The organism is Enterococcus sp. DIV1767 (assembly GCF_050542585.1).
Classification (GTDB): Bacteria; Bacillota; Bacilli; order Lactobacillales; family Enterococcaceae; genus Enterococcus_D; species Enterococcus_D innesii.
In genome coordinates, this window is record NZ_CP172936.1 from 2930841 (window position 1) to 2955889 (window position 25049).

Below are 25049 nucleotides of genomic sequence, written 5' to 3' on the forward strand. Positions count from 1 at the left end.
AAAGCAAAGTCTAGTTTCCTAGACTTTGCTTTTCAATGCGATAATTTAGAAATAGCAGCTTATTTTTGCTCTGCTTTATCTTCGTTCAATAGTGCTTTTCTTGAAAGGTTCACACGGCCTTGTTTGTCGATTTCTGTGACCTTCACTAAGATTTCGTCGCCTTCTTTGACAACGTCTTCTACTTTGTTGACCCGTTCGTTCGCAAGTTGTGAAATATGAACTAAGCCGTCTTTGCCTTTGATCAAGTTGACAAACGCACCGAATTTTTCAATACGGACAACTTTCCCAAGGTACACTTCGCCAACTTTTACTTCTTTCGTCAATTCTTCAATGATCTTGATGGCTTTTTGGATCATTTCTGCATCAGCAGAAGCAATCGAAACTTTTCCGTCTTGATCGATATCGATTTTCACGCCAGTTTCATCAATGATGCCATTGATGGTGTCGCCGCCTTTACCGATTACATCTTTGATCTTCGCAGGATCGATTTGGATCATTTCGATCTTCGGTGCGTATTGGCTTAACTCTTCACGAGGAGCAGCCAATGTTGATGTCAATTCATTTAAGATTTCCATCCGCGCTTTTTTCGCTTGATCTAATGCTTCTGTCAAGATTTGTTCAGTGATCCCTTGAATCTTGATATCCATTTGTAACGCAGTGATCCCATCTTTGGTTCCAGCAACTTTAAAGTCCATATCGCCAAGGTGATCTTCTAAGCCTTGGATATCCGTTAAGATCGTGTAGTTTTCACCATCAGATACAAGTCCCATTGCGATACCTGCAACTGGTGCTTTGATTGGCACCCCTGCATCCATCAATGCTAAGGTTCCTGCACAAATACTTGCTTGAGAAGAAGAACCATTTGATTCTAATACTTCTGCAACAAGACGGATTGTGTAAGGGAAGTCTGTTTCATCAGGAATCACTTGTGCTAAGGCACGTTCGCCTAATGCACCATGACCGATTTCACGACGCCCTGGTGAGCCAGCACGACCAGTCGAACCAACAGAAAATTGAGGGAAGTTGTAATGGTGGATGAATCGTTTTGATTCTTCAACCCCTAATCCATCAATGATTTGGTGTTCACCTAAAGGTGCCAACGTACAAGCAGACAATGCTTGAGTTTGTCCCCGAGTAAATAGACCAGAACCATGAACACGTGGCAATAAGCCAACTTCTGATGCCAATGGACGGATTTCGTCTAATTGACGGCCATCCGGACGAATCTTGTCGATGGTGATCAATTCGCGAACCACATCTTTTTCAAGATCTTCTGCGATTTGTTTCACTTCTTTCAAGAATTGTGCTTCCTCTTCATGTCCAGCAAATTTTTCTGCATATACTTCTTTCACTGTGTCTTTGACTTTATCGATCTCGTCTTCACGAGCCAATTTTTCTTCCGTCATAACAGCAGTTTTCATTGTTTGGTAGTAGCCGTCGAAAATTTCTTTTTTCAAGTCAGCATCTACTTGTAACAATTTGACTTCCATTTTTGGTTTGCCCACAGCTGCGACAACTTCTTCTTGGAAGGCAACCAATTCTTTGATAGCATCAAAACCGAATAATAACGCACCTAACATGTCTTCTTCAGAAACTTCTTTCGCTCCTGATTCAACCATGTTGATGGCTTTTTTCGTTCCAGCTACTGTCAATTCGATATCGGTTTGTTCTGCTTGTTCTACTGTTGGATTCAAGACGTATTCGCCATTGACCCGACCGACATCGACACCAGCGATCGGTCCGTCAAACGGGATATCTGAAATAGATAACGCTAAAGAAGAACCTAACATTGCTGCCATTGCAGGCGTACAATCTTGTTCAACACTCATTACGATGTTTGTAACTTGTACTTCGTTACGGAAGCCTTCCGCAAACATTGGACGGATCGGACGGTCGATCAAGCGGGCAGTCAAGGTTGCTTCCGTACTTGGACGTCCTTCACGTTTGATAAAGCCACCAGGTACTTTCCCTACGGCATACATTTTTTCTTCGTAATTGATCGTTAATGGGAAAAAGTCGGTATCTTTTGCTTCCTTAGATGCAACCGCTGCACTTAGGACAACCGTATCGCCATAACGAACCAATACAGCTCCGTTTGCTTGCTTGGCTAATTGGCCAACTTCTACTTCTAATGGGCGGCCGCCCCAAGTTGTTTTGAATACTTGTTTTTCTGTCATGTTCTGCTCCTTTTCATCGGATCCCAGCAAGTCACTACTAAACAAATGAAAAAATCGGAATGGCGTTCCGCTGCTTTCATTTGGTTAGTAGGATGCTGCTTACAAGGACCCAAAATTCTTTTTGGCTGCGCTTTTTGATTCACCAGTCAAAAGGCCGCTATTTCGGTGTTTCACTTTTAGATGGCTCGAGCTTACCTGTCAGACTGCATCAGCTGTTTTAGCCGACAATGCAGTCGCAGTGATTCCGCTGCTTGGTCACTACGCTCGCTGCTCTCGCCTAGTAGGTTTCATCATCTGCTCTGTGCGGCTTGCGCCGCTCAGTCGCAGTGATTCCACTGCTTGGTCACTACGCTCGTTGCTCTCGCCTAGTACTATTCATCATCTGCTCTGTGCGGCTTGCGCCGCCCAGTCGCAGTGATTCCGCTGCTTGGTCACTACGCTCGCTGCTCTCGCCTAGTACTATTCATCATCTGCTCTGTGCGGCTTGCGCCGCCCAGTCGCAGTGATTCATAGCAAAAAAGTGAGATTCGGGTTGAACCTCACTTTTCTTTGTTTGATTAACGACGTAATCCTAAAGCTTGGATTAATTCGCGGTAACGTTGTACGTCTTTTTGACGTAGGTAAGCTAATAAGTTACGACGATGTCCAACTTTTTTCATCAACCCACGGTATGAATGGTGGTCTTTTTTGTGCATACGTGCATGTTCGTTCAAATGGTTGATTTCTTCTGTTAAAACAGCGATTTGAACTTCTGGAGAACCAGTATCTCCTTCATGACGTGCAAATTTGTTGATGATTTCGTTTTTGCGTTCTTTTGAAATTGCCATGTTTTTCACCTCTTTTTCTTTTTCCCCTGCGACTGAGTAAAACGTTGGTGATTCGTTAAACCAAGTAACAGGTACTGTGCTTTTCACACGTAATTACTTTACTTGATTCTAAGTAAAAAAGCAAGTTTATCTACCTATTCTTTTCGTTTCTTTTGAAAGCTCCTCCAAAACTTATGTTATACTTAGGATACTACTCTATCTAAAGGAAGTGTAAGGATGAGCGTTCTTTCCCGAATCGAGAGCATGAAAAATGAATTATCGCTTTCTGAGAAGAAACTCTTCGCATTCATGGAGGCCAATCCTGAAAAAGTGCCGTCGATGACTGCGAGTCAATTAGCAGAAGCCACTGGGATCAGTGCACCAACCGTTGTACGTTTTGCGAAAAAAACCGGCTTTGCTAGTTTGACAGATTTAAAAATACAATTATCTGCCGAATCCGGCTTGCGCCACAATGCCAATGAGCATTTAGGTTATGCCGATGTTGAATTAAACGAGCCCTTTCATGCCATCACCTCAAAATTGAGCCACAATGCCCAGGTGACCATGAATGAGACGGCCCAATTATTAGAAGAACAGCTGATGTTGGCTGCCGCTGAACTGATTGCGACTCGTGAACGCATTTTTGTCTGCGGAATCGGTGCCTCCTCTTTGATCGCACAAGATATCCAACAAAAATGGACTCGTTTAGGCAAGATCGTCGTGTTTGAAAATGACTACAATCTCTTGTTGCCGCAACTTGTCAAAAACGAGAAAAAAAGTCTGGTCTGGGTCATTTCCAACAGTGGACACACGCCTGAGATGGTTCACTTAGCCGAAATCGCTAAAAATCTTGGCGTTCCGATCCTGTCACTCACCCGCTTTGGCAGCAACCCGTTGACGAAGTTGGCGGATGTTCCCCTGCAAGTGTCCCGTTCCAAAGAAGCCAACCAGCGGAGTGCCGCTACCAATTCAATCATCGCCCACCTATTAGCGGTCGATGTCCTTTTCTATGTCTTTTTAAGTAAAAATGAAAAGCTGGCACGCAATATCTACGCGTCACGCCAAGCCATCGCTGATTTTCGTGAGAAGTATTTGTAAAATGTTCATACCCAAAAGAAATCCGCAGGAACATGTTCCTGCGGTATTTTTGCTTCTAATCGGACACTTTGATCAATCAATGGCATTTTTAGCAGCTACTTCTGCCAACCAAAAACTGGACGCTTTGGGATAACGCTCGAAGTTATTCTTCAAATCTACTCGATAAAAACCATAGCGGTTTTTATAAGCGTTCAACCAGCTCCAGCAATCCATAAAGGTCCACATATGGTAGCCGAAACAAGGTGACCCATCTTCGATCGCGCGATGCAGCTGACGCAAATGGTCTTCAACAAAGGTAATCCGATACGTATCATTGACTTGCCCCGTGGCATCCATGAACCGTTCTTCCTCTGACACCCCCATGCCATTTTCGGAAATAAACCATGGCATGTTTTGATAGTCATTCTTCAGACGCATCGCAATATCGTAGATCCCTTCTGGATAGATTTCCCAGCCACGATGAGGATTGATTTTTTTCTCTGGCCAATCGTACCCACGAAACAACTGACGCGGCTCAAAGGGACCGGATGCTGCCTTCTGCGGAAGTGGTGCCTGGATCCGCAACGGTTGATAATAATTGCAACCGATAAAATCTACGGTATTTTCACGAAAAACTTCCGCATCTGCTGCCTCATATTCAGGGGTCAATTGATGCTCCTTGAACAAGCTCGTTAGTTTTTCAGGAAATTGTCCATAAACGACACAGTCCAAAAAACTGCGAATATACAAGAGGTCCGCCCATTCAGCGGCTTCTCGATCAGCCGCTTCTTGGCTTTTTGGATAAACAGGTGACAAATTCAAAATGATACAGATTTCTCCATCAGGAAGTGCGAGTTTACGAAACTCAGCAACCGCCTTCGCATGAGCTAGCAAAGTATGATAACCCACTTGGATCGCCCGCTTGAAATCACGCACTTGCGGCCAATGAGCATCTCCGTAATACCCACATTCAATATGCACCAATGGTTCATTAAAGGTCGCCCATTTTTTCACTAAATCGCCGAATTGTTCAAAAGCAGTTTTTGCATAAAATGCAAAATGGTCAACGGATTCCCTGGCTTCCCAGCCTCCTTTCTCCATCAGCCACCAAGGCATGTCAAAATGAAACAAATTAATGATCGGTTCGATGCCTTGATCCAGCATTTCCTGAAAATATGCCCGATAAAACTTTACTGCCGTCTGATTCAATGTTTTTCCGTCTGGTAATAAGCGGGTCCATGCAATCGATGTCCGATAGGAATTTAAGTTCATGGCCTTCATGTTTGCCACGTCTTCACGGTATTGATAGTAGGTATTTGAAGTGTCGCTTGGTCCGACACCATCGTAAAAGCGTGACGGCTCTAACTCAAACCATTTGTCCCATGTAGAGGGACTTTTGCCGTCAACAGCCGCAGCCCCCTCGGTTTGCGGTGCTGACGCGGCCGCTCCCCATAAAAAGTTTTTTGGAAAGTGAATCATTCTTTTGCTCCTTTCTTAGTTACCTGCCACGTACGGTCAGGGTTGGATCGTTGAAATAAAAATCGATACTGCTGACCTGCTGTTTCGACTTCCAGACAAAACGATGCAGTATCTTTTAAAGAAATTGCCAGCTGCTGCAATGATGCTTCATCGATCACGAGTTGAAAAGCTACTTGCCCTTGATTAGGCACCCATACTTTTTGAAAGCCACACAGGACTTTTTTCCTCGGCACATATGCTTTTGTGTACTCTTTTAGATAACATTGAATGACTTCTTTGCCAGAAACTGCCGAATGATTTTCGAGTGTGCCGCTAACGATAATGCCTTCACCTGCATATTCAGCCGAAACCGCGCTGCAAGTAAAAGAGGCATAACTAAGACCATAACCAAAAGAATATACTGGTGCGCCGTTTTGATCGAGGTAGTCTTTTTGAAACGCTGTGTTGCGATAATTATAACAGACTGGCAGCTGTCCAACCGTATCAGGAATAGAAACTGCTAATTTCCCACTAGGAACCGTTTCGCCAAAAAGAATCCGAGCAATCGCTTCCCCTCCATATTGGCCGGGATAGCCAGCGTAAAGCAGTCCATCGAACAAGTCTTGCAAAGGTGCTAAGCAATGCGGTCGACCGGAAATCACGATCCCAATCAGCGGCTTTTGACTCTTCTTCAACGCAAACAGTAAATCCAACTGGCATTGCGGCAAATCGAGGGTAGCCAAGTCGATGTTTTCTCCACTGGTCATTTCCTGAGATCCCCTTAAGGCGGCACCGTTTTTGTCAAAATCCGTTGTGAAATCACGGGCACTGGAGCCGCCGATCGTCACTAAGATGACATCCGCTTTTTCTGCAATCTGACAGGCTTGCCTTCGTTGAGCCAGTTTGCCACTAGAGATTTCGCAGCCTTTCTCGTAGAAGAAGTCAGCTTGATGCGTACTTAAACTGGTCAAGCCTTCCCAAAGGGTCGTACATGTTGTTTCTTCCTTGAATGGCGTATAATCCCCCAGCTGATGATAGAGCTGTTTAACGTGAGGACCGATGACGGCAATCTTTTGTCGCGTTTTCTTCAAAGGCAAAATACCATTGTTCTCTAGTAAAACAATCGATTCCTCCGCCAATTTCAAGGCAACTTGTTGCGCCTTTTCTTTACGGGGCAATGAAACATGGGGCGTTGCTTCTTTAAACAAGCCAAGTTTTTCTTTCAAAAGAAGCACACGGCGGACTGCATCATCGATCGCCGTTTCCGCAATCAGCCCCTCAAGGACAGCTTCTTCTAACACTGGGAAAACTTCATCCCATAAACTAACATCCACACCGCTGGTCAAGGATTTGGCGGCCGCTTGCGGGCGGCTCCCCAGCCAGTCAGCAATCCGATCCAGCCCGCACCCATCGGCCATCACAATTCCCGTAAAGCCACTTTCTTCTCGTAAAACCTCTTGCAGCAAATAAGCATTGGCATGGCATGGGATACCATCTAGATCATTGTATGCAGCCATACACCCGAAAGCTCCGGCAGCAATCCCTGCTTTCATTGGTGGCAGATGGATCTCGCGGAATTCCCGATCACCGATTGCCACTGGCCCTGCATTGTGTCCCCCCATTCCTGCACCTTGGGCAGCAAAGTGCTTTAACACTGCTAAAACGTTCTGTTTTTCAATCGTTGCTTTTGATCCTTGTAACCCTCTGACGGCTGCTTTGGTAAAGCTACTGGTCAAAAACGGATCTTCACTGAAACATTCTTCTGTTCGCCCCCAACGCGGATCTCTAGCAATGTCCAATGCGGAAACCAAGCCGACATGGGCCCCTTTTGCCCGAATCTCTTGAGCAGTGATGGTTTGGGCCGCTTGATACAGCTCTGGATTCCAACTAGAACCAACACTAAAATTGACCGGAAACGTCGTCGCTTCCAAACCTTGGTGACCGTGAGGACACTCTTCACTGAGAAGGGCCGGAATCCCCAGCCGAGTGTGCTCCTGCAAATAAGTTTGAATCATAAGGGATAGCTCATAGGACTCCGTGGTCGTCAGGCCGGTTTGCTGATTTCTACCTGACCAAGGATCAGCCCGAAAGACGCCGTAGATCCAGCCAAGACTGCCAAAACGAGCTACTTCTTTTTTAAAGGTTTCAGTTAAAATAATTTTTCCATTGTTTTTTTCGTAAACTTCCCAACCATACAGACGCTGATTCAGCTGGCCGATTTTTTCTTTCAATGTCATTTGCCGTAAAAGTGTCTCAATCATATGCTTCTCCATTTCTATTTAGTCTTCTAAATAAAGCATGATGGTCTGGATCTCAAAAGGCTGGAAATGGATTGTGATGCTTTGGGCATCCAGCGGCTCGACCGGCAGTTCAGCGACGGTTTCTTCCAAAAGATTCGTCAAAACCGCTTTTTTGATTCTTTTCTGGCAGCGCATTTGACAGGCGGTGGTTTGATTGTGATATTCATACAACCGCACGATCAGTGCCTCTTCATCTTCGGCTTTTTTCACCGTATCCAGTAAGACATTCTTTTGGTCGACTGCTAGAAAAGCATCCCCTGATAGTTGTGACACCCTTGGAACCGTCAGAACGGGAACATTTAATGCCAATGCTTCTTCCATCGTTTGCGCGTCTTGCCAAGTTCCTTCGTGGGCGTACAAGGAATAGGTAAACTCATGAAGGCCTTGATCCGCTTCAGGATACGGATCAATCGGTGATTTAATCAAAGAAAGCCCGATTTTTTGATAATCCGTATTGAACCCATATTTCGAATCCGTCAAAATACTAACCCCATAATTCCCTTCTGAGAGATCTACCCATTTTTGTCCACAGCTCTCAAAACCCGCTTGGTCCCACGACGTGTTTTGATGCACAGGCCGTTTTACCTGCCCGAATTGAATATCAAACGTTGCTTCCAATGTGTTAACATCAATCGGCAGCAATGCCTTTAACAGCAGTTGATGCTGGTGCCAATCAACCGCTGTTTCAAAATCGATTCTTCCCGTGCCATGGTAAAAATGCAGCCATTGCGTAATAAAAGAATCTTCAAACTGACGTTTGATCTTCAAGGTATCGCGAATCTTCCCTTGCTCAACAACCTCAGCTGAGAGAACTTGCTTCACAGGATAAGGCTTCTTCTGGTAATAAATATCAATGTCCCACGCATCATAATCCATTGGCAGATCTTCGTAAGCCACTAACTGATTCAACCGCTCTCCTTTTGGCACGATTTCTCGCTGCTGCCGTTTGTCAAATAAAGAGATGATGTCAAAGTGTTCGTCAAAAATCACTTTAAAATCAACCGTTTCAAACGATTCCTCCAGCCGCATTGCCACTTGCTTTGATTGAGGCATAGCTGAGACAGGGGTCAGTGTTTTGCAGCTCAATCCAGCCATGGCGGGAATTTTGACTAAGAGCCGGTCATCATAGGTCCGCTGAGTCAGGTAAGCTTCTTTGATCCCTGTCTGATCGTCTAAATAGACCAGACCCGTCCGCTCTTGTCCCAGCGGATTAAAGACATGCCATGAATTAGCTTCGGCTGCTTGCGCCGCTGGAATCAAAGCTTCGATCAGCTTGCAACCTTTATCAAAGAGCTGTTGATACTCTTGATCCGTCTGATCATAAACTTCTTTGATTGAGCTTCCCGGTAGAATGTCATGGAATTGATTAAATAGCAGCTGTTTCCAAAGTTGTTCTAATTCAGCTTGCGGATAACGATTGATTGCACAAATACTATAAAGTTTTTCAATCGTCTGTAAGAAAAATTCTCCTTGGCGATTGGCCTTCTTGTTTTTGCCAATCGAAGTCAGTGTTCCACGATGGTATTCAAAGTACAATTCGCCGTACCAGACCGGGCCAGTTTTTTCCTTAAAAGAATCTGCCAGTCGATCAAAAAAGCCCCCCACATGATTGCCAGTAATCGTCGGCATATCTGGCAGTGTCTTTTGCAGCCGTTTCTGGACTTCTAGCATCTCTTTCGTCGGGCCTCCGCCACCGTCACCGTACCCATAGGCAATCAAAATTTCGTCGTGCTGATCTTTTTGCTGATAACGTTCAAAACTCCCCTTAATCGTATACGGATCTAGCAATCCATTATACGTCGTATAATAATCTCTTGGACTGTATCCTTCACTGATGGTGGTAATAAAATGCGTCAAAACGCGGCTGCCATCAATTCCTTGCCAATAGAAGGAATCATAAGGAATTTGATTGAACTGGTTCCATGACAGCTTCGTCGTCATAAAGTAGGGCGTATTTGTTTTGCGTAAAATTTGCGGCAAGGCGGCTGAATAACCAAAGACATCCGGTAGCCATAAGATGCGGCTATCGACTTGAAATTCCTCTTTCATAAACCGTTTGCCATAAAGGATCTGACGAACCAGCGATTCCCCTGAAGTCAAATTGCAATCGGCTTCCACCCACATCGCCCCGTCAACTTCCCATCTTCCTTCTCGAACTTTTTCTTTGATTGCAGCGTAAAGTTCAGGATAATGTGTTTTCATGGAGAGATACAGTTGTGGTTGGCTTTGAAAAAACGTGTAATCTGGATACTCCTCCATCAATTTCAAGACCGTCTGGAAACTGCGCTCACCTTTTTCAATTGCTTGCTGTGCCGTCCAAAGCCACGCCAGATCGATGTGGGTATGGCCGACAGCCGTCACTTTTTGTTTTGGTGTATGCGCTGGTAAGTAACATGACGCAAGCAGCTGCTTTGCTTTTGCGAGACTTTCATAGAATGCCGCTGAGTAGGGCGTACGAAAATCCAAGACATTGGCGACTTGACCAAGGACTTGTTGATAAAATGCTTCGTCACCGCCAAACGCACGAATGGCACGCCAACTATCAAACAGCGTATAAAAATCAAACCAGAGTTCATTGACGACAGGATCCAATGCCAATAAGTTGATATGCAGTGGTAATGGTTTATCGGAACGGCCCGAGAACAGATCAATCTTCAGTTTGACTGCTTTTTGTTGATATCCTTCAGTCAAAGTGACCTCTCGATGATTGACATCGATAGCTTGGACATAGGTATCGTCCAAATAAATTTTGATTTGGGGATTGGTGGTGTTGTCCCACTCTGAGAGGCTTGAATAGACTTGTAAGACACAAGGATTCCCTACCCAATCATTGGGAACTTGAAAGCTGCCTTTCAGCTGATAATAGGTGTTTTTTTCTCCGAAATAACTCCCTTGCTCATACGGTACCCAATCCTCTTGCTTTAAAAAAAGCGGGTCTATTGGCTGTTGGTAGCGTACACGGTACTGTTTTAATTTGTAGAAAATTTTTCGGATGCGTTCAAACTCGTAAGGCTGCATAACTCTCATTTTTCTTTTGACTCCTCTATCTATTTTTTGAAAAAAAACGGGTGGAGATTGATTGTCTCGACCCGTTTCCCTTATCGTATGATATTAGTTTGCTTTCCAGCGGTCATAGGCCGTTTGATAGACTTCGACATATTCGTCAATGCCCATTGCTTCGATCGTTTTCACATAATCGTCCCAATTGTCTAATGGTTCGACACCTGTGATAAACTTCGCTTCCATTTGTTCTACATAAGTTGTCAAATCAGTGGCAGTGGCTGCTACTTTGTCATTTTCTTCAATCGTTAAATACAGTAGCGGGAATGGTACTTCAGCGATGTCTTCCATCTTTTCTGCCGTTTCTTGTGCAACCCAATCACTAAAACGAGTATCTGGTTCTTCATCAGCCGTTTTGCGAATATGGTATTCACCTGTTGTATCAATGACAATGTTTGGTGTAGTCAATCCATACGCTGGCGTGATTTTACCGCGTTCGTCTTCCGTGTTATCTGTATCAATGCCATCCACATAAACCCGGACTTTTTCGCCATCCGCATTTTCTTGGTACTCCCAAAGAACACCTTCTGGCCCTTGTTCAATATATTTTGTGCCTTCTTCCGAATAGAAGTAATCCACCCAACGCATGGAAGCTTCTGGGGAAGGATTGACATTGGTCAATGCAAAAGTTCCCCGGGAGATTCGTGGACTGCCAGGAATCTTGGCTTCTGGTGCCCATTCAGAGGTCAACGGTTGGAACATTGGATCGTTCATTGCCTCTGCCTCACTGCGACCAGTAGTAAAGAAGCTGAAATAGTCGGCAAAAAGCCCTAGTTGATTGTTTTCACCCTTCGCTTTTTTCTGCTCATCGGACTGTCCATAAACTTCTTTATCTAGTAATCCTTCATCGTACAGTGTATTCATGTATTCCAAGAATGCTTTGTAGTTTTCTGATGTCGGTGTGTAGGAGACCACATCATCGTCCACTTGAATCCCGCGAGTCCGTAAGCCAAAGGCGGCCATCAACCAAACACGTGTCGAGTTCATATCGACATCCGTCAATGGAATCTCGTCTGCTTGACCATTTCCGTTAGGATCTTCGTCTTTGAAACGCGTCAACAATTCTTGCAGTTCCTCCGTGGTTTTCGGCAGTTCTGATACGCCTAAATTATCTAGCCACGTGCCGTTGTACCACATCGGGCCTTGCCACCAGATTGAAGTCGCATTCCGCGAGATCATTGGCAAGGAGTAAATGTGCCCATCTGGCGTGGTGATCGATTTTAAAATAGAAGGATCTTCTTGCGTCAGTGCATAAAGATTTGGCATGATTTCTGGCGTGATATACTCCTCTAAGGGAAGTAAAATCCCTTGTGAACCGTAATCGATCTCCATCGAAGCCGTCAGTGCTTGCGAACCAGCACCGTAAACGATATCCGGCAAGTCGCCGGAAGCAAAGGCTAAGTTCAGTTTCGTACTAAAGTCAGCCGATGGTGGTGTCGTATAAGTCAATTTGATACCGGTTTTTTCTTGGTAATCCTGTAGCGTCGGCATGTCTTCCCACTCGGCCATTCCCACACCTGGTGCCATGATATTCAAGGTCAGCTCTTCGCCTTCTTTGATGATTGGAAATTGGCTGTCATGATTGATAGCAACCTCTTTCTTTTCTCCAGTTCCCTCATCTGAAGAATTGCCGCAGGCACCCAAGACGAGGGTACTGCATAAAGCGACACCCGCCATTCCTAAAAGTTTCTTTTTTAATCCCATTTTCTTCCTCCTTTGATTTTTTTATCCTTTAATTGAACCGACCATCATGCCCTTGACAAAATACTTTTGTAAGAACGGATAGACGATGATTACCGGTAACGAAGAAACGATCATGACACCGTACTTGATGACTTGAGCGAGTTGCTGTTTGCTATATAGCATGTTCGCCATTTCTGAAGTCACATTGCTGACGGTATTTGAAGACATATCTTGAAGAATCAAAATTTCTCTTAAAATCATCTGCAGCGGGTACATCGATCGATCAGAAAGATAGATCAATGCGTTAAAGAAGCTGTTCCAATGTCCGACGCCATAGAACAAAGCCATTACCGCAATGATCGGCGTTGATAATGGTAAAACGATCTGCATGAATAGCCGAAAATCGGAACAACCATCCACAATCGCTGCTTCTTCCATCTCTCGCGGAATTGTGGATTGAAAAAACGTTCGTGTAACAACCACATTGTAAACTGAGACGGCCCCCGGAATCACCAATGCCCAAACGGTATTCAGCATGCCTAAGCTGCGAATCAGCAAATAGCTGGGAATCAAGCCACCAGACAGGAACATGGTGACCAGCATAAAATTGGTGAAGGCCCGTCGCCCATAAAAATCTTCTCGCGATAACGCATAGGCACAAGGCAAAGTTACCAATAGATTGATCGATGTTCCTAACACTGTATAGTAGATCGTGTTCAAATAGCCACGCCAGATACTGCTGTTGCCCAATAATGTTCGATAGCCTTCGAAGGTGATTCCTTTTGGCAAAAGCCACATTTCACCTGAGTTTACCAGATGCGGATTTGAGATCGAAGCGCTGACGATATAGATCAGCGGATACAAAACGATCAGCAATGAAATTGCTAAAAACACATAAACAAAGATCAAAAAGATTTTATCAGCACGGGTATCTTTTATTAAAGAAGTTGTTTTCACTTTTGGTCCTCCTTCCTACAATAGACTAGAATTGCTTAAACGTTTGGCAATATGATTGACTACGATCAACAATACGGAATTGATCAGTGAGTTAAACAGGCCGACTGCCGCAGCAAAACTGTACTGCGCATCTAACAGCCCTTGCTGGTATACAAAGGTCGCAATCACATTCGAGGATTGCATATTCAAAGGATTCTGCATCAAGATGATTTTTTCAAACCCAACTGACATCAAGCTGCCGAAGCTCATGATCAATAAGATCACCATCGTGGGCATGATCGTTGGAATATTGATATACCAAACGCGTTGCAGACGAGACGCGCCATCGATCGTTGCCGCTTCGTGCAGTTGCGTATCGACTCCAGATAGAGCTGCCAGATAAATCACCGACCCCCATCCCGTTCCTTGCCAAACCCCGGACAGGACATAAATCGTTTTAAACCAACGGGGATTGGTCATAAAGCTGATCCGCTCGAAACCCAAAAATTCTAATAGGTGATTGATGATCCCTGTTGAGGGAGATAAGAAAGCAATGACCATACCAACCATGACCACCACAGCAATAAAGTTTGGGGCATAAGTGACTGTTTGGGTAATTTTTTTAAACGGGCCGTCTTTGATCTCATTCAAAGCCAATGCCAAGATGATCGGCAGCGGAAAACCGACAACCAATGAATAGATACTGATTCCTAAAGTATTTTTGATAAGTTCCCAAAAATAATAGGAATCGAAGAAACGTTGAAAATGTTTAAATCCAACCCAAGGACTGCCCAAAATCCCTAATGATGGCATATAATCCTTGAATGCAATAATGATTCCATACATCGGTCCATAAGAGAAAATCAAAATAATCAAAAATGCTGGTAACACAAACAAGTACAATTGCCGATTTTTCTTGATCTTCATTTTTATATCTTGTTTCTTTGTTTTAGGTACTGAAACGGTTTGTCTGATTGGCGCTGTTTCCATTCTTCCTCCTCCTTGCTTGGTGTTAGCCTTATCATGAATTGTATTCGTTTTCAAATCAATGTGTATTTTTTTCCCTATGTGTCGAAACGCGAATCCCAACTGCCCCAACGTTCGGGTGGCTGATATCCGACCATAAGAGATACGGTTCATCAGCATTTTTATAGATTGGTAACGGTTTTTTAGTAGCTAGATCAATTAGCTCGTCTTCTTCAGTTGCGCCGATCTCTGTTAAAGGAATCTGTTCGCAAACCACTGCAGCGATACTGCGAAATGCAAAATGAGCCTTGCCGTCTTTTTGATAGGTCAAATGCCATTCATTTGGCCAAGCTGTTGGTCTCGCCCGCGTTTCATAGATGCCTTCACCATATAGCGCCAACCAATTGCCGATTTCTTCTAAGCGTTGGGTCTCTTCGAATGTAAATTCGCCCTCAGGTGTTGGGCCAACACCTAAAATCAAATTTCCCCCTTTGCTGACTACATCAATCAAGGTTTCCAGCAGTTCTTGGCTGCTCTTGAAGGTATCATTCGGCACATAGCCCCAATCATTCCCAATCGGGATATTGCTTTCCCAAACTTTTTTAGGAATTTCCGCTAATGCAGGAATTTTGCGTTCCGGTGTCACATAATTTTCATGACGGCCACCCATCATCCGATCAACGATGATCAATTCCGGCTGTTTCTCACGCGCAATCTCAGCTAAACGATCCATTTGTAGGTCTTCTTTGCCTTGTCCGCACCAACCGGCATCTAACCAAAGAAAATCGACTGTTCCGTAATTGGAAGTAATCTCTGCAATCTGGCGATGCACAAACGACACATAGCGCGCCCAAATTTCTGGATGAAGGTGGGTGTCGTAGCTGGCATGACGGCCTTTGACCGTATCATCATCCAACCAGTAAAAAGGAGAATACCAGTCAGCTTTAGAATAGTAGGCTCCTGTTGCAATCCCTACTTCTCGAAATGCCGTAAACACTTCTTGCAATATATCGCGTTTAAAGGGACTTAATTTCCCACCGATTTTAAACTCTGATTCCATAGTATTGAACATCGAAAACCCGTCATGATGCTTTGTCGTGAACAAACAGTACTTAAATCCTGCATCCTTACAGATCTTGGCCCATTTGCGGGTATCCAGCTTCTTCGGCTCAAATTGATTGATCAACTGCCAATAATCCAAACGTAGTGCTTCGATAGTTTCTCGATAGGGCTGGTTTTCTCTAGCCCATTCATCTTTTTCAGATAATTGCCATGATTCAACGATCCCCGCTTCGGCATACAGCCCATAATGGAAGATCACTCCGAATTTCAAGTCTTGAAACCATTCCAGACGCTGCTTGAGCATTTCTGTTTCTGGGACCCACGCTGCTTGCTCTCTCTCCTTGGCTTCTTCAATATCGCCGCGAATTTTTGTCATGCATTTGCACTCCTTTCTTTGTTCTAAATGTAAGCGAAAAAAAGTCCATCTAACAATATGTAACTTTTTTCACTGTGTTAAACCAAGCAAGAGCGTTTGCAAAATTTGTAATGAAGAAAGCTTCCTTCCATAAAAACGTTAGGAGAAATAAAGCGGGTCAAACATATTTGCTGTGTTTTTCCTGTATGGGATGTGTGTTTTTTTTCATCCATGCCCACTATCCATGGATCAATGGTACGATAAGGGCAACAATTAAAGCGGATACAATATGGTTATCCGTAAGAAAGTGAGGATCTTATGAAACAATCCAATGGTCTTTATCATGTTTCCTATCAAGTCGGTGAATGGCTCCTCCATTGCCTAAAATTGCAGTTTCTTTGGTTCTATTGGGTTTTGCGATACGGGATATTTTTAGGGATTTTTCCTGCCACCGCTACGATCATCCAAGCTTTTTTCGACAGTTTCCAAAAAAAGGGACGACCAGCGGCTTTGAAGCCTTGGTTCAGAACTGTCGTGAAAAAAAATTTCCGTCGCGCCAATCAATTAGGAGCCATGCAAGTGGGTTTGCTGCTTTTCTTATGGCTAGAATTGCGCATCTCTAGTACCTTTATCCAAAATAGCTTGCTTCACTTTTTTTTGCTGCTGTTGTTTATCAGTGCCCTTTTGATCAGCTTGTATCTGCTGCCAGTATATTTGCGTTATGACTTGCCCCTTCTTCACTATTTTAAGCAAGCAGTAATACTGATGGTTATCAGTGTTCCCCAAACGATTGCGATGATTTTGGGAATCTTAGTAACTACAATCATTTTGACTTTTTTACCGATTTTATTAGTCATCGGCTTTGTTCCTTTTTTCCTTTTTCCCAATAGTTGGTTCTCTTTTCAAGCGATCCAACGTTCAGAATCATTGCTGATAAAAGAAACTTAAGAAGGGACGTTCGTAATGAAAGACATTTTTATCCAAAGTAATGAAAATCTTGATGATTTTTTTAGTCACATACTACCGGAACTAGCGTTGCGAGAATCACCGCAAGGGCATCCATTACAGCTGATTCAACGGCCCGGTTCTCTGAAAATTTGCCACGGTCCGCTAGAAACAATCATTTACTATCAAGAAAAAGCCCATTTGTTTCGGGCGTTGACCTTGTGGTTGCATGAGGACCGCCCTGTCTATATCCTGGAGGAACACCCTCATTTTGAAGCAATTGGACCAATGATCGATTTGTCCCGCAATGCAGTAATGACCGTTGAAAAACTGCAACGCTTTATTCTATTGACAAGCAAGATGGGGCTTAATCACCTCATGCTTTATATGGAAGACACTTATGAAATTCCAGAGTATCCTTATTTTGGTCATTTACGAGGCCGTTATACACAAGTTGAGTTAAAGAAGCTTGATAGCTATGCGCAATCTATAGGTGTAACTTTGATTCCAGCGATTCAAACATTGGCACACTTAACGAATCCCTTAAAATGGGGATTTGCTAAAAACATTCGGGACACGGAAGATATTTTACTGGTGGGAGAAGAAGAAACGTATACCTTTTTGGAAGCAGCGATCCGTTCGATCCGTTCGTGTTTTACGACGGATCAGCTACACATTGGCATGGATGAAGCACACCAATTGGGGAAAGGAAGATATTTGGTATTGCACGGTTTAAAAGACCGTTTCTCGATTATGGCCGAACATCTGCAGCGGGTAGCTGTGCTTTGTCAAAACGTGGGTTTTAAGCCGATGATGTGGAGCGATATGTTTTTTAGGATCGGTGCACCTACTAGTGATTATTACGATCCAGACGTGTGCTTTCCAACAGAATTGTTTACTGACCTTCCTGCTGTCAAAATGGTTTACTGGGATTATTACCACCATGATCATGCCTCTTATCAGCGAATGTTTGCGAAACATCGGGAATTAAAACAGCCAATCGTCTTTGCTGGAGGTATCTGGACTTGGAACGGTTTGGCGCCGAACTATGGCAAAAGTTTCGCCACCATGCGTCATTCCTTGCAAGCCGCCAAAGAAAACGATGTTCAGGAAGTCTATGCCACACTTTGGGGCGACGACGGAGCTGAAACACCGTTGATTGCTGCGCTACTAGGTTTGCAATATTTCAGTGAAGCGCAGTTTGGAAACGACCTTTCGTTAGAGAATTTAACTAAAAAATTTCAGCTCTTTCACCAATCAATAGCCAGCGATTTTTTACTGCTTGATCGCTTTGATCAAACTGCAGGTGTACCAGAAAATAATCCTCACGGAGAAAACCCCAGCAAGCTGTTGCTCTACCAAGACTTGCTGTATGGCTTGTATCAAGAAAATTTAACTGATCTTTCTTTAGCATCCCACTATCAAACATTGGCTCAAGAGTTGGCTGCTGTGAAAGCAACACGGGACACACAAACGATGTTTGCCTTTTATCAGCAGCTGGCTGATGTTTTGGCACAAAAAGCCTGTATTACCAACCAGATCACCAGTGCCTATAAAAGCAAGGATCGCAGCGGACTGCACCAAGCAGTCGATGAGCTCAGTGTCTATAAATCCGCCTTGCAATCCCTTTATGAAGCTCATCGTCAAGTCTGGTTTGACTGGAATCGACCTTTCGGTTTTGAAATTATCGATCTGCGCTACGGCGCCTTGCTGATGCGCTGCGACACGACACTCTGGCGGCTTACTGCCTTCTTGGACGGGGAGCTCGATACGTTGGAAGAATTAACTCAACCGTCCTTACCAATGGTGACCCCTTTCAGCGGCAGTACTTCTGTGGGTCGCAATTTATTTCATGGAATCTATAGTGCGGGGAAAATTTCTGATGTTTAAAAGAAGGAGTGAGAAATTATGAAAACATCCTTGCTGCGCCGAACCATCATCGTGAGTTTGCTGGCTGTTGTTAGCCTATTCTTTCTCTATTTTCTAACAACCGATTCTTCTGCTCCAGTTCATGCCCAACCTTCAGAAAAACTGGAGATGACAGGTAATATTACAAATCAAGCAGCGGCGGAGGCTTGTTTGGCAGTGCTGAAAGAAAATTTACAAGCAGCCTCTGACCAAGACGCGACAGCTTATGCCGCCACGCTCGTGGCAGCGGCGCGAGCAGAGACGACCCAAGAATTGGCTGATTTTTTTGCAGAAGAACAGCTGCAGCACACGCTGCTTTCTTTTGAAGTCGTTAAACAAGAGACAGGATCCATGCTGGTCGCGGCGCAACAGAAAACTATCAGCCCAAAAGACTCTTCCTACCGTGATCACATCACAGAGGCTTACCATACTTTCGTTAAGGAAGCAGATGGCTGGAAAATTCAAGAAACAGTCATGACGAATACCGAATTTCTTTAAGTGAGTGAAAAAGGAGTGATTTTTAATGAGAACGTATAGGAATTGGCCTGCCAACTACCCTGACCCAAACTGGTTTCTCCATGATCGGTTTGGCTTATTCATCCATTTCGGCCTATTCAGTATTGGCGCTCGACACGAATGGTTTATGACGACAGAAAAAATTGAACCTACCACCTATCGCGAGAACTATTTTTCTCAGTTTGATCCTGATCTTTTCAACGCGGAGGAATGGGCTCAAACCGCAAAGAAGGCCGGTTTTCAATACATGGTCTTCACGACGAAACATCATGAAGGCTTTGCCCTTTGGGACACCGCGCTCAGCGACTACAAAGTAACCAACACCCCATTCAAGCGAGACCTCTTAGCAGAACTGCTGCCGGCATTTCGCAAGGTCGGCATTAAGGTTGGACTGTATCATTCGCTGATCGATTGGTATCATCCAGATTTCACGCTCGACGGCCTGCATCCGCAACGAGAGACTATTCAAGCCCGTCAAACCAATGACCAGCGGGACATGCGCCGTTATCAAGATTTTTTGGCTGGTCAAGTCACCGAACTATTGACCAATTATGGGACCATTGATTATATGTGGTTTGATTTTCCATATAGTCATAGAGATTGGGGCTGGTCAAAAGGCAAAGGTGCCGCCGATTGGGATAGCGAACGGATCGAAAAAATTTGTCGAAACCTGCAACCGAACATGCTGCTGAATGACCGTTTGGATTTGGGCCGCGGGATTACCACCCCTGAGCAATTCCAACCAGACAAACCATTAGAAGCGGATGGATTGCCTTTAATATGGGAAGCGTGCCAAACGATGTACGAAACGTGGGGCTATGATCGTGATGCTCAGCACTGGAAATCCAGTGAAATGATGACCAAAATGCTGATTGACACAGTAGCAAAAGATGGGAACTTTCTCTTAAATATCGGCCCGACTGCTCGTGGAGAAATCAACTTACCAACTCGCAGCCATTTAGAAGCCATCGGTTCATGGATGCATTATCATCAGCAAGCGATTATCGGCTGTGGTGCCAGCTCTTTTCAACCGCCTATTGACAGTCGCTACACCCAAAACGGGATTAAACTTTACTTGCACCTCTTCTCCTACCCCTACAAATCCTTGCATCTTCCGGGGCTTGCAGGATGCGTGAAGCATATCCGTTTCTTACATGATGGCTCCGAGTTGTTTTATCGAGGATTTGATCCCGAGGAAGTTCTCACTTCAACGGAAGCCATCATCAACAAAGAGGACCTTGTTCTCAGCTTACCCGTCTGCCCACCAGATGTGTTGGTACCAGTGGTAGAAATCACTTTAAAAGAAACATAAGCGCCTATTGCACTGTGCTAAATGAATATTTTTATTGATACAAAAACATTGTCCTTACTTTCTTTACAAAAAAATGACTAGAAACTGATCGTTTCTAGTCATTTTTTATGGCTATTTTTTCAAGAACTCCCCAAATTCGCTTATACGAAAGTAGCAAACTAGCTTGTTGAACAGGTGATGAGAACATCCAGACGAGTTGCTTGCTTAATCCTTCCTTAAAGGTACTTACCACGGGAGGGTCAAAGTTTCTTGGACAAATAAAGAACAAGATCGTCATTGTTGCAACAAGGCGCATTCATCGCACAATTCTGATTATTGAACCAAACACCAGACCCATCTGGAATATAGCCTTGTTTTACATACAGTCTCTGGGCCGATCCATAACCAGTGTGTAAACCTACCCCCAAAGTCACCACGGCAGCTATTTCTCGTGCCTTTTCTTCGGCTGCTTTTAAAAGCTGACTGCCTACCCCTTGTTTTTGATAGGATTCAAAAACATTAAAATCCGCAATTTCTGGATACAAGCCTTTAAATGGCCCGTGCTTTGCTAGAGGGACCAAAGTCAAATACCCGGCAGTTTTGTTGTTTATTTTGGCAAGCAAAACGTATCTCTCCCCCGCTTCTTGCTCATTTAAATACTCCATCAAGAGCTGCTGGCGAGAAGGCCACCCTTGCTTTAAAAACATTTGATCCATTTCAAGAATATCTTTTCTCTTCAACGGTTGAATATCTATGATCACTTATTTGCTCCATTTCTCCCCTCACTCGGAGTTACGTTCATTTTATCAAAAATACTATTGGCTGTTGTTTCACTTGTCGCTATACTTATTCAGCATAAAGAAAGCAACAGGGATTGTTAGCGATGCGCCCTTTCACCCAATTCCTCTAACAATCAGCTGAAGGTCGCTTCCCACCCATCATAAAGCTTTTGAAATGTCTCTTTTGGTCGGTTTGGCTCATTATAAACTTTTTGGCTAATGGCCGCTTGGAGCCAAAAAATCGCTTGGATCACTTCACGGCTAGTCTGAGCCTCAGGTACATCCGCCCAGACGGATAAAGCGATCGCCTGTGTTTGGGCAAGCTGTTCCTGTGCAACTTGTTGTCCATTGGCAAACGTCGTCAACTGGAATTCATTGCTGATTTTTTCGTAAGTTGGATAGGTATACCCTGCCGCTTCTCCTAAGACATAATAGAAAAAATTATCATTGTGATTGATCATGGTATAGCCCTTTTCAAAAAAGACTTCCGCCGGCGCCATATTTTGGTTCCAACGGGTCCAATAGGAGATTTGGCAATTCTCCGTCAACGTTGTCTGCTCTTGGCGATTCAAGCGGTAAAAACCATCATTCCAGACCCGCACAACAAAGCCGAGACTTTCAACAAAGGCCGCCAGCTCATTGACATAATCAATAAAAACTTCGATTCCGCTGGCTTTTTCCCCATAGCGCTCGCGGGCTGCTTCGATCATTTGTGGAAAGTTTTCTAACTGGTCAAAATCAATAAACTCATCAGCCCCGATGTGAAAATAGGTACTGTCTTCAAACAGTCGCGCATATTCCCGATAAACTTCCTGAATAAAGGCTACCGCTTCTGAATCCAAAATGTTTAGTGCTCGATCATCACGCGTGCCAGCTGCTGTCGGCAATTGCCACTGAGGTTTTTGAGCCAACACTTGTCGCAAATGACCAGGAGAATCAAAATCAGGGATGATGGCAATTTCATGGTTTTGGGCATACGCAATCAATTCACGAATCTCCTGCTTGGTCAAATATTCTTCCGAAACAATTTCTGGAAATTGCTGGGATTCAATCCGAAAGCCTTCGTTTTCCGAAAAATGAAGTTGCAGATGCGTGAATTGGAAGCAAGCCATGCTGCGGATGATTGCTTTCAAATCAGCTAGCGAATAGAATTTGCGCCCGATATCGATCATCAGACAGCGTTCTTTAAGCGCTGCTAGATAGCTTTTCTGTGCTAATTGACCCGTCGCCTGATCTCGGCCATATTTGGTTAACGCGTAAAAGGCATGTTCTGGCGAGGACACACTGATTGTTTGGTTTTCAAATCGAAAATCAGCATCCAGCTGCGGATCGACCACTATTTTCGGTAACGGATCTTTCGCCGACTGCCAACCTATTTCCTCAAAAAAGACGGCTGCTCGTTGCTGAGCTTCTGTTAAATCAACTTGTTTGTTCATCTCATTTTCCCTCATACTTTCAATAATTTCTCATTTTTTGGTTCATTTCACGGTATTGCCCTGGTGTCACACCTACTATTTTTCGGAACTTTCTCGTATAATTGGAAACATCATAATACCCATTGTTGCGAATAATTTCTTTGATCGGCAAATCTGTTTCAATCAGTTCCTCTTTGATTTTTTTCAGCCGTAGTTCTTGAATATATTTGGAGAAGGTTTTGCCGCTTTCTTTTTTTACAAAACGGCTGACATAAGAGACAGATACACCCACTTCTTCTGCCACCGATTCTAGCGATAGCTGAGAGGAATGGTAATTTTCTTGGATAAAACTGAAGATTTTCTCATTCATTTCCGACTCATCATCCAGCGGCTGTTTCTGCACCTTCGTGCAAATCTGCTGGGCAATCGTTAACAAGGCCGTCTGCAATTGATTCAAGCTGTTGAAATCAGCACTTTCAGAAGCGGTATGCAGTACTTCTGCCCCCACCAATTCACCGCCGACTTGTGCGATCGTATTCAACAAGTAGTAGCCATACATTTTTTGGACACGCGGCGAAGTCTGTTTACTCTCGCCTTCTTCGATCAACCGCTGGATCGTTTCACTGGCAATCTCAATATTTCCTTGATTCAAGGCTTGGATCAATTTTAATTTTTGATTGTCTGGATAATTGATTGGCAAATGATTGGTCTCTTTGGAAAGCTCCGCATAGTAGCTGATTTGCTTGCCTTGACTCCCTTGATTTTCCAGTGCTGCCAACCCTTCGATATAGGATTCATTGATGGCGGTCAGTTGATCGACCGTCATACCGACACCCATTGTGGGTGTTAGGGAGATCGCATGGGTTATTTTTTCCGCAATGGCATCCACAATTTCTTTTTGTTCTTTTCCATCAACAAACCCTACGGTCAACGCTAGCATTTCTTTGGATAAAATTTCCGTCGCATATGCCGTATAATCTGCCTCTTTGATTTCCTCGATATAATCGATCAGAAATTTTTTATCTCCTTGCTTGGCTTTGGAATCCACAGTTTTCGTATCAATGGCGATCACAAAGTAGTTTGACTTAGGAAAGCAGACATGAACTGCTTCCAAAAGCAGACCCAATTCTTGCTCGGACCGAAAACGTCCGCTCATTAATTTGCGCAACACTTGCTCTCTGGCATGAGGTGTTTGCAGGCGGACTTCCTGATGCAGTTCTTGGTGCTCTACCAAAAATGCCGCTAGCGTATTATGGACATCATCCATCGAATGAAGGGTCATTTTGGGGTCCCGATGAAACTCCTGAACTAGATTTTCGATTTTGCGAATCGGCCGATAACTGCGTAAACCAAGCATCACGACTGCGGTGATCCCCGTAAACAATATGGCAATAAATACTAGGACGAACTGCTCTTGGACACGGTTGACTGAAGCCAATGCTTGATTCGGATTGGCGACAGCTACGACCGAAATATTCAATTCTTTGTTGGCAATTGCTTGAACAAAATACGTCGATTGTTCAAACCGCATTCGTCCTGTTTGAATGCCTTTTTTCATGCGCTCGGGATGATTTAAAAAGCGTGCTAACTCATCATTGGTGGTACTGGCTAATAACTGGTACTCATCATTGATAATATAGGTGTTACTGATCCCATTGTTGTTGCTGAGATCAAGAATTCTCTTCAAATTGTTCTCTTTGATTTCATAGATCGCTGAGCCATAGACAGTCATCTCTTCACTTTGAATGGGAACGATATAAAAGAAGCGGGAATAACGCTGCTCCTCACCGGCGCCTTCTAATGTCAACAATGTAGGCGCTGAGGAATCCAATTGTGCGGCTAACTGTTCCTGGCCCATTTCATTTTTCGGCAGTACTTTTTTCAAAAATGTGTCAAAAGAGAATGATCCTACGGTTGAATACAAGGTTGCTGGGGACTCTTTATAATATAAATAGACTTCTTCGACTAAGTCGTTGGTGATTTTGTATGTTTGCATGGCCTCTCTTGCTTCTTTGGTCAAGTAAGGATGCTGCAAATATGTCAATGAGACAACATGATCATTGGTCATTTTTTGCGTCAGATAATTCAATTGAATAAACGTATTTTCTAAAGAATATTTCAACTGAATTAATTGGTTTCTAGCGGTCAGCATCACCTGTTCATTGATACTTTTGACAGAGGTATCATACCAAATCCATGACACGGCTAAAAAAGGCACTAAAAATACGATTAAATAAGAGCTGATGGCACGAATGATTCCCCTAAATAGTTTTTGACGATTCAGTTCCGTGTACTTTCCCATTTGCATCACCTAT

The 25049-nt window shown here is 43.9% G+C and carries 17 protein-coding genes; 5 read left to right on the top strand and 12 right to left on the bottom strand.

Features of this window, described 5'->3' with window-relative positions:
* Nucleotides 1-59 precede the first annotated feature (59 nt).
* Both pnp and rpsO read right to left on the bottom strand, forming a co-directional pair.
* Nucleotides 60-2177, bottom strand: a complete 2118-nt coding sequence (gene pnp, locus IGI78_RS13815; RefSeq protein WP_229045639.1) for a polyribonucleotide nucleotidyltransferase — start codon at nt 2175-2177, stop codon at nt 60-62.
* Between the two features lie 557 nt (nt 2178-2734).
* Entirely contained in the window at nt 2735-3004 is a 270-nt protein-coding gene (rpsO, locus tag IGI78_RS13820; protein ID WP_005228072.1) for a 30S ribosomal protein S15, read from the bottom strand.
* Between the two features lie 216 nt (nt 3005-3220).
* Between rpsO and IGI78_RS13825 the strand changes: the two genes are divergently transcribed.
* Nucleotides 3221-4081: a MurR/RpiR family transcriptional regulator gene (locus tag IGI78_RS13825; protein WP_005228070.1), complete on the top strand. Its 861-nt coding sequence runs from the start codon at nt 3221-3223 to the stop codon at nt 4079-4081.
* A gap of 72 nt (nt 4082-4153) precedes the next feature.
* Here the strand turns inward: IGI78_RS13825 and IGI78_RS13830 are convergent, their stop codons facing one another.
* From IGI78_RS13830 to IGI78_RS13860, 7 genes are all read right to left on the bottom strand, one after another.
* The gene (locus IGI78_RS13830; protein ID WP_195266187.1) at nt 4154-5539 is read right to left on the bottom strand and encodes a glycoside hydrolase family 1 protein; all 1386 of its coding nucleotides are present in this window, start codon (nt 5537-5539) and stop codon (nt 4154-4156) included.
* Nucleotides 5536-7791 (bottom strand): glycoside hydrolase family 3 N-terminal domain-containing protein, encoded by a 2256-nt coding sequence (locus IGI78_RS13835; protein ID WP_430618090.1) that lies wholly within the window; start codon nt 7789-7791, stop codon nt 5536-5538. Before IGI78_RS13835 ends, IGI78_RS13830 begins: the two co-directional genes overlap by 4 nt.
* Nucleotides 7792-7797: 6 nt before the next feature.
* The gene (locus IGI78_RS13840) at nt 7798-10845 is read right to left on the bottom strand and encodes an alpha-mannosidase (protein WP_430618092.1); all 3048 of its coding nucleotides are present in this window, start codon (nt 10843-10845) and stop codon (nt 7798-7800) included.
* Between the two features lie 84 nt (nt 10846-10929).
* Nucleotides 10930-12582: an extracellular solute-binding protein gene (locus IGI78_RS13845; protein ID WP_061053315.1), complete on the bottom strand. Its 1653-nt coding sequence runs from the start codon at nt 12580-12582 to the stop codon at nt 10930-10932.
* Nucleotides 12583-12603: 21 nt separating this feature from the next.
* The gene (locus tag IGI78_RS13850) at nt 12604-13518 is read right to left on the bottom strand and encodes a carbohydrate ABC transporter permease (protein WP_008379474.1); all 915 of its coding nucleotides are present in this window, start codon (nt 13516-13518) and stop codon (nt 12604-12606) included.
* A 15-nt stretch (nt 13519-13533) separates the two neighbouring features.
* Entirely contained in the window at nt 13534-14487 is a 954-nt protein-coding gene (locus IGI78_RS13855; RefSeq protein ID WP_008379472.1) for an ABC transporter permease, read from the bottom strand.
* A gap of 55 nt (nt 14488-14542) precedes the next feature.
* Nucleotides 14543-15901, bottom strand: a complete 1359-nt coding sequence (locus tag IGI78_RS13860) for an alpha-L-fucosidase (protein ID WP_195266190.1) — start codon at nt 15899-15901, stop codon at nt 14543-14545.
* 297 nt (nt 15902-16198) lie between these two features.
* On the opposite strand from IGI78_RS13860, the gene IGI78_RS13865 reads away from it, so the two are divergent.
* Genes IGI78_RS13865 through IGI78_RS13880 form a run of 4 tightly spaced genes read left to right on the top strand, consistent with a single transcriptional unit; the run spans nt 16199 to nt 20561 of the window.
* Nucleotides 16199-16828 (top strand): YesL family protein, encoded by a 630-nt coding sequence (locus tag IGI78_RS13865; protein WP_077452233.1) that lies wholly within the window; start codon nt 16199-16201, stop codon nt 16826-16828.
* Between the two features lie 15 nt (nt 16829-16843).
* Nucleotides 16844-18715: a beta-N-acetylhexosaminidase gene (locus IGI78_RS13870; protein WP_288362334.1), complete on the top strand. Its 1872-nt coding sequence runs from the start codon at nt 16844-16846 to the stop codon at nt 18713-18715.
* 18 nt (nt 18716-18733) lie between these two features.
* Entirely contained in the window at nt 18734-19231 is a 498-nt protein-coding gene (locus IGI78_RS13875) for a hypothetical protein (protein WP_096741751.1), read from the top strand.
* Nucleotides 19232-19256: 25 nt separating this feature from the next.
* On the top strand, nt 19257-20561 hold the full coding sequence (locus IGI78_RS13880) for an alpha-L-fucosidase (RefSeq protein WP_195266193.1): 1305 nt from the start codon (nt 19257-19259) through the stop codon (nt 20559-20561).
* A gap of 239 nt (nt 20562-20800) precedes the next feature.
* On the opposite strand, the gene IGI78_RS13885 is transcribed toward IGI78_RS13880, so the two are convergent.
* The 3 genes from IGI78_RS13885 to IGI78_RS13895 form a co-directional block, all read right to left on the bottom strand.
* On the bottom strand, nt 20801-21301 hold the full coding sequence (locus tag IGI78_RS13885) for a GNAT family N-acetyltransferase (protein WP_081117758.1): 501 nt from the start codon (nt 21299-21301) through the stop codon (nt 20801-20803).
* A gap of 152 nt (nt 21302-21453) precedes the next feature.
* Entirely contained in the window at nt 21454-22755 is a 1302-nt protein-coding gene (locus IGI78_RS13890; RefSeq protein WP_081117759.1) for a family 20 glycosylhydrolase, read from the bottom strand.
* A 19-nt stretch (nt 22756-22774) separates the two neighbouring features.
* Nucleotides 22775-25042 (bottom strand): helix-turn-helix domain-containing protein, encoded by a 2268-nt coding sequence (locus tag IGI78_RS13895; protein ID WP_081117760.1) that lies wholly within the window; start codon nt 25040-25042, stop codon nt 22775-22777.
* Between the last annotated feature and the right edge of the window lie 7 nt (nt 25043-25049).

Coding starts and splice junctions, on each gene's coding strand:
- pnp (WP_229045639.1), bottom strand. CDS start 2,177: ATGACAGAAAAACAAGTATTCAAAACAACTTGGGGCGGCCGCCCATTA.
- rpsO (WP_005228072.1), bottom strand. CDS start 3,004: ATGGCAATTTCAAAAGAACGCAAAAACGAAATCATCAACAAATTTGCA.
- IGI78_RS13825 (WP_005228070.1), top strand. CDS start 3,221: ATGAGCGTTCTTTCCCGAATCGAGAGCATGAAAAATGAATTATCGCTT.
- IGI78_RS13830 (WP_195266187.1), bottom strand. CDS start 5,539: ATGATTCACTTTCCAAAAAACTTTTTATGGGGAGCGGCCGCGTCAGCA.
- IGI78_RS13835 (WP_430618090.1), bottom strand. CDS start 7,791: ATGGAGAAGCATATGATTGAGACACTTTTACGGCAAATGACATTGAAA.
- IGI78_RS13840 (WP_430618092.1), bottom strand. CDS start 10,845: ATGAGAGTTATGCAGCCTTACGAGTTTGAACGCATCCGAAAAATTTTC.
- IGI78_RS13845 (WP_061053315.1), bottom strand. CDS start 12,582: ATGGGATTAAAAAAGAAACTTTTAGGAATGGCGGGTGTCGCTTTATGC.
- IGI78_RS13855 (WP_008379472.1), bottom strand. CDS start 14,487: ATGGAAACAGCGCCAATCAGACAAACCGTTTCAGTACCTAAAACAAAG.
- IGI78_RS13860 (WP_195266190.1), bottom strand. CDS start 15,901: ATGACAAAAATTCGCGGCGATATTGAAGAAGCCAAGGAGAGAGAGCAA.
- IGI78_RS13865 (WP_077452233.1), top strand. CDS start 16,199: ATGAAACAATCCAATGGTCTTTATCATGTTTCCTATCAAGTCGGTGAA.
- IGI78_RS13870 (WP_288362334.1), top strand. CDS start 16,844: ATGAAAGACATTTTTATCCAAAGTAATGAAAATCTTGATGATTTTTTT.
- IGI78_RS13875 (WP_096741751.1), top strand. CDS start 18,734: ATGAAAACATCCTTGCTGCGCCGAACCATCATCGTGAGTTTGCTGGCT.
- IGI78_RS13880 (WP_195266193.1), top strand. CDS start 19,257: ATGAGAACGTATAGGAATTGGCCTGCCAACTACCCTGACCCAAACTGG.
- IGI78_RS13890 (WP_081117759.1), bottom strand. CDS start 22,755: ATGAACAAACAAGTTGATTTAACAGAAGCTCAGCAACGAGCAGCCGTC.
- IGI78_RS13895 (WP_081117760.1), bottom strand. CDS start 25,042: ATGCAAATGGGAAAGTACACGGAACTGAATCGTCAAAAACTATTTAGG.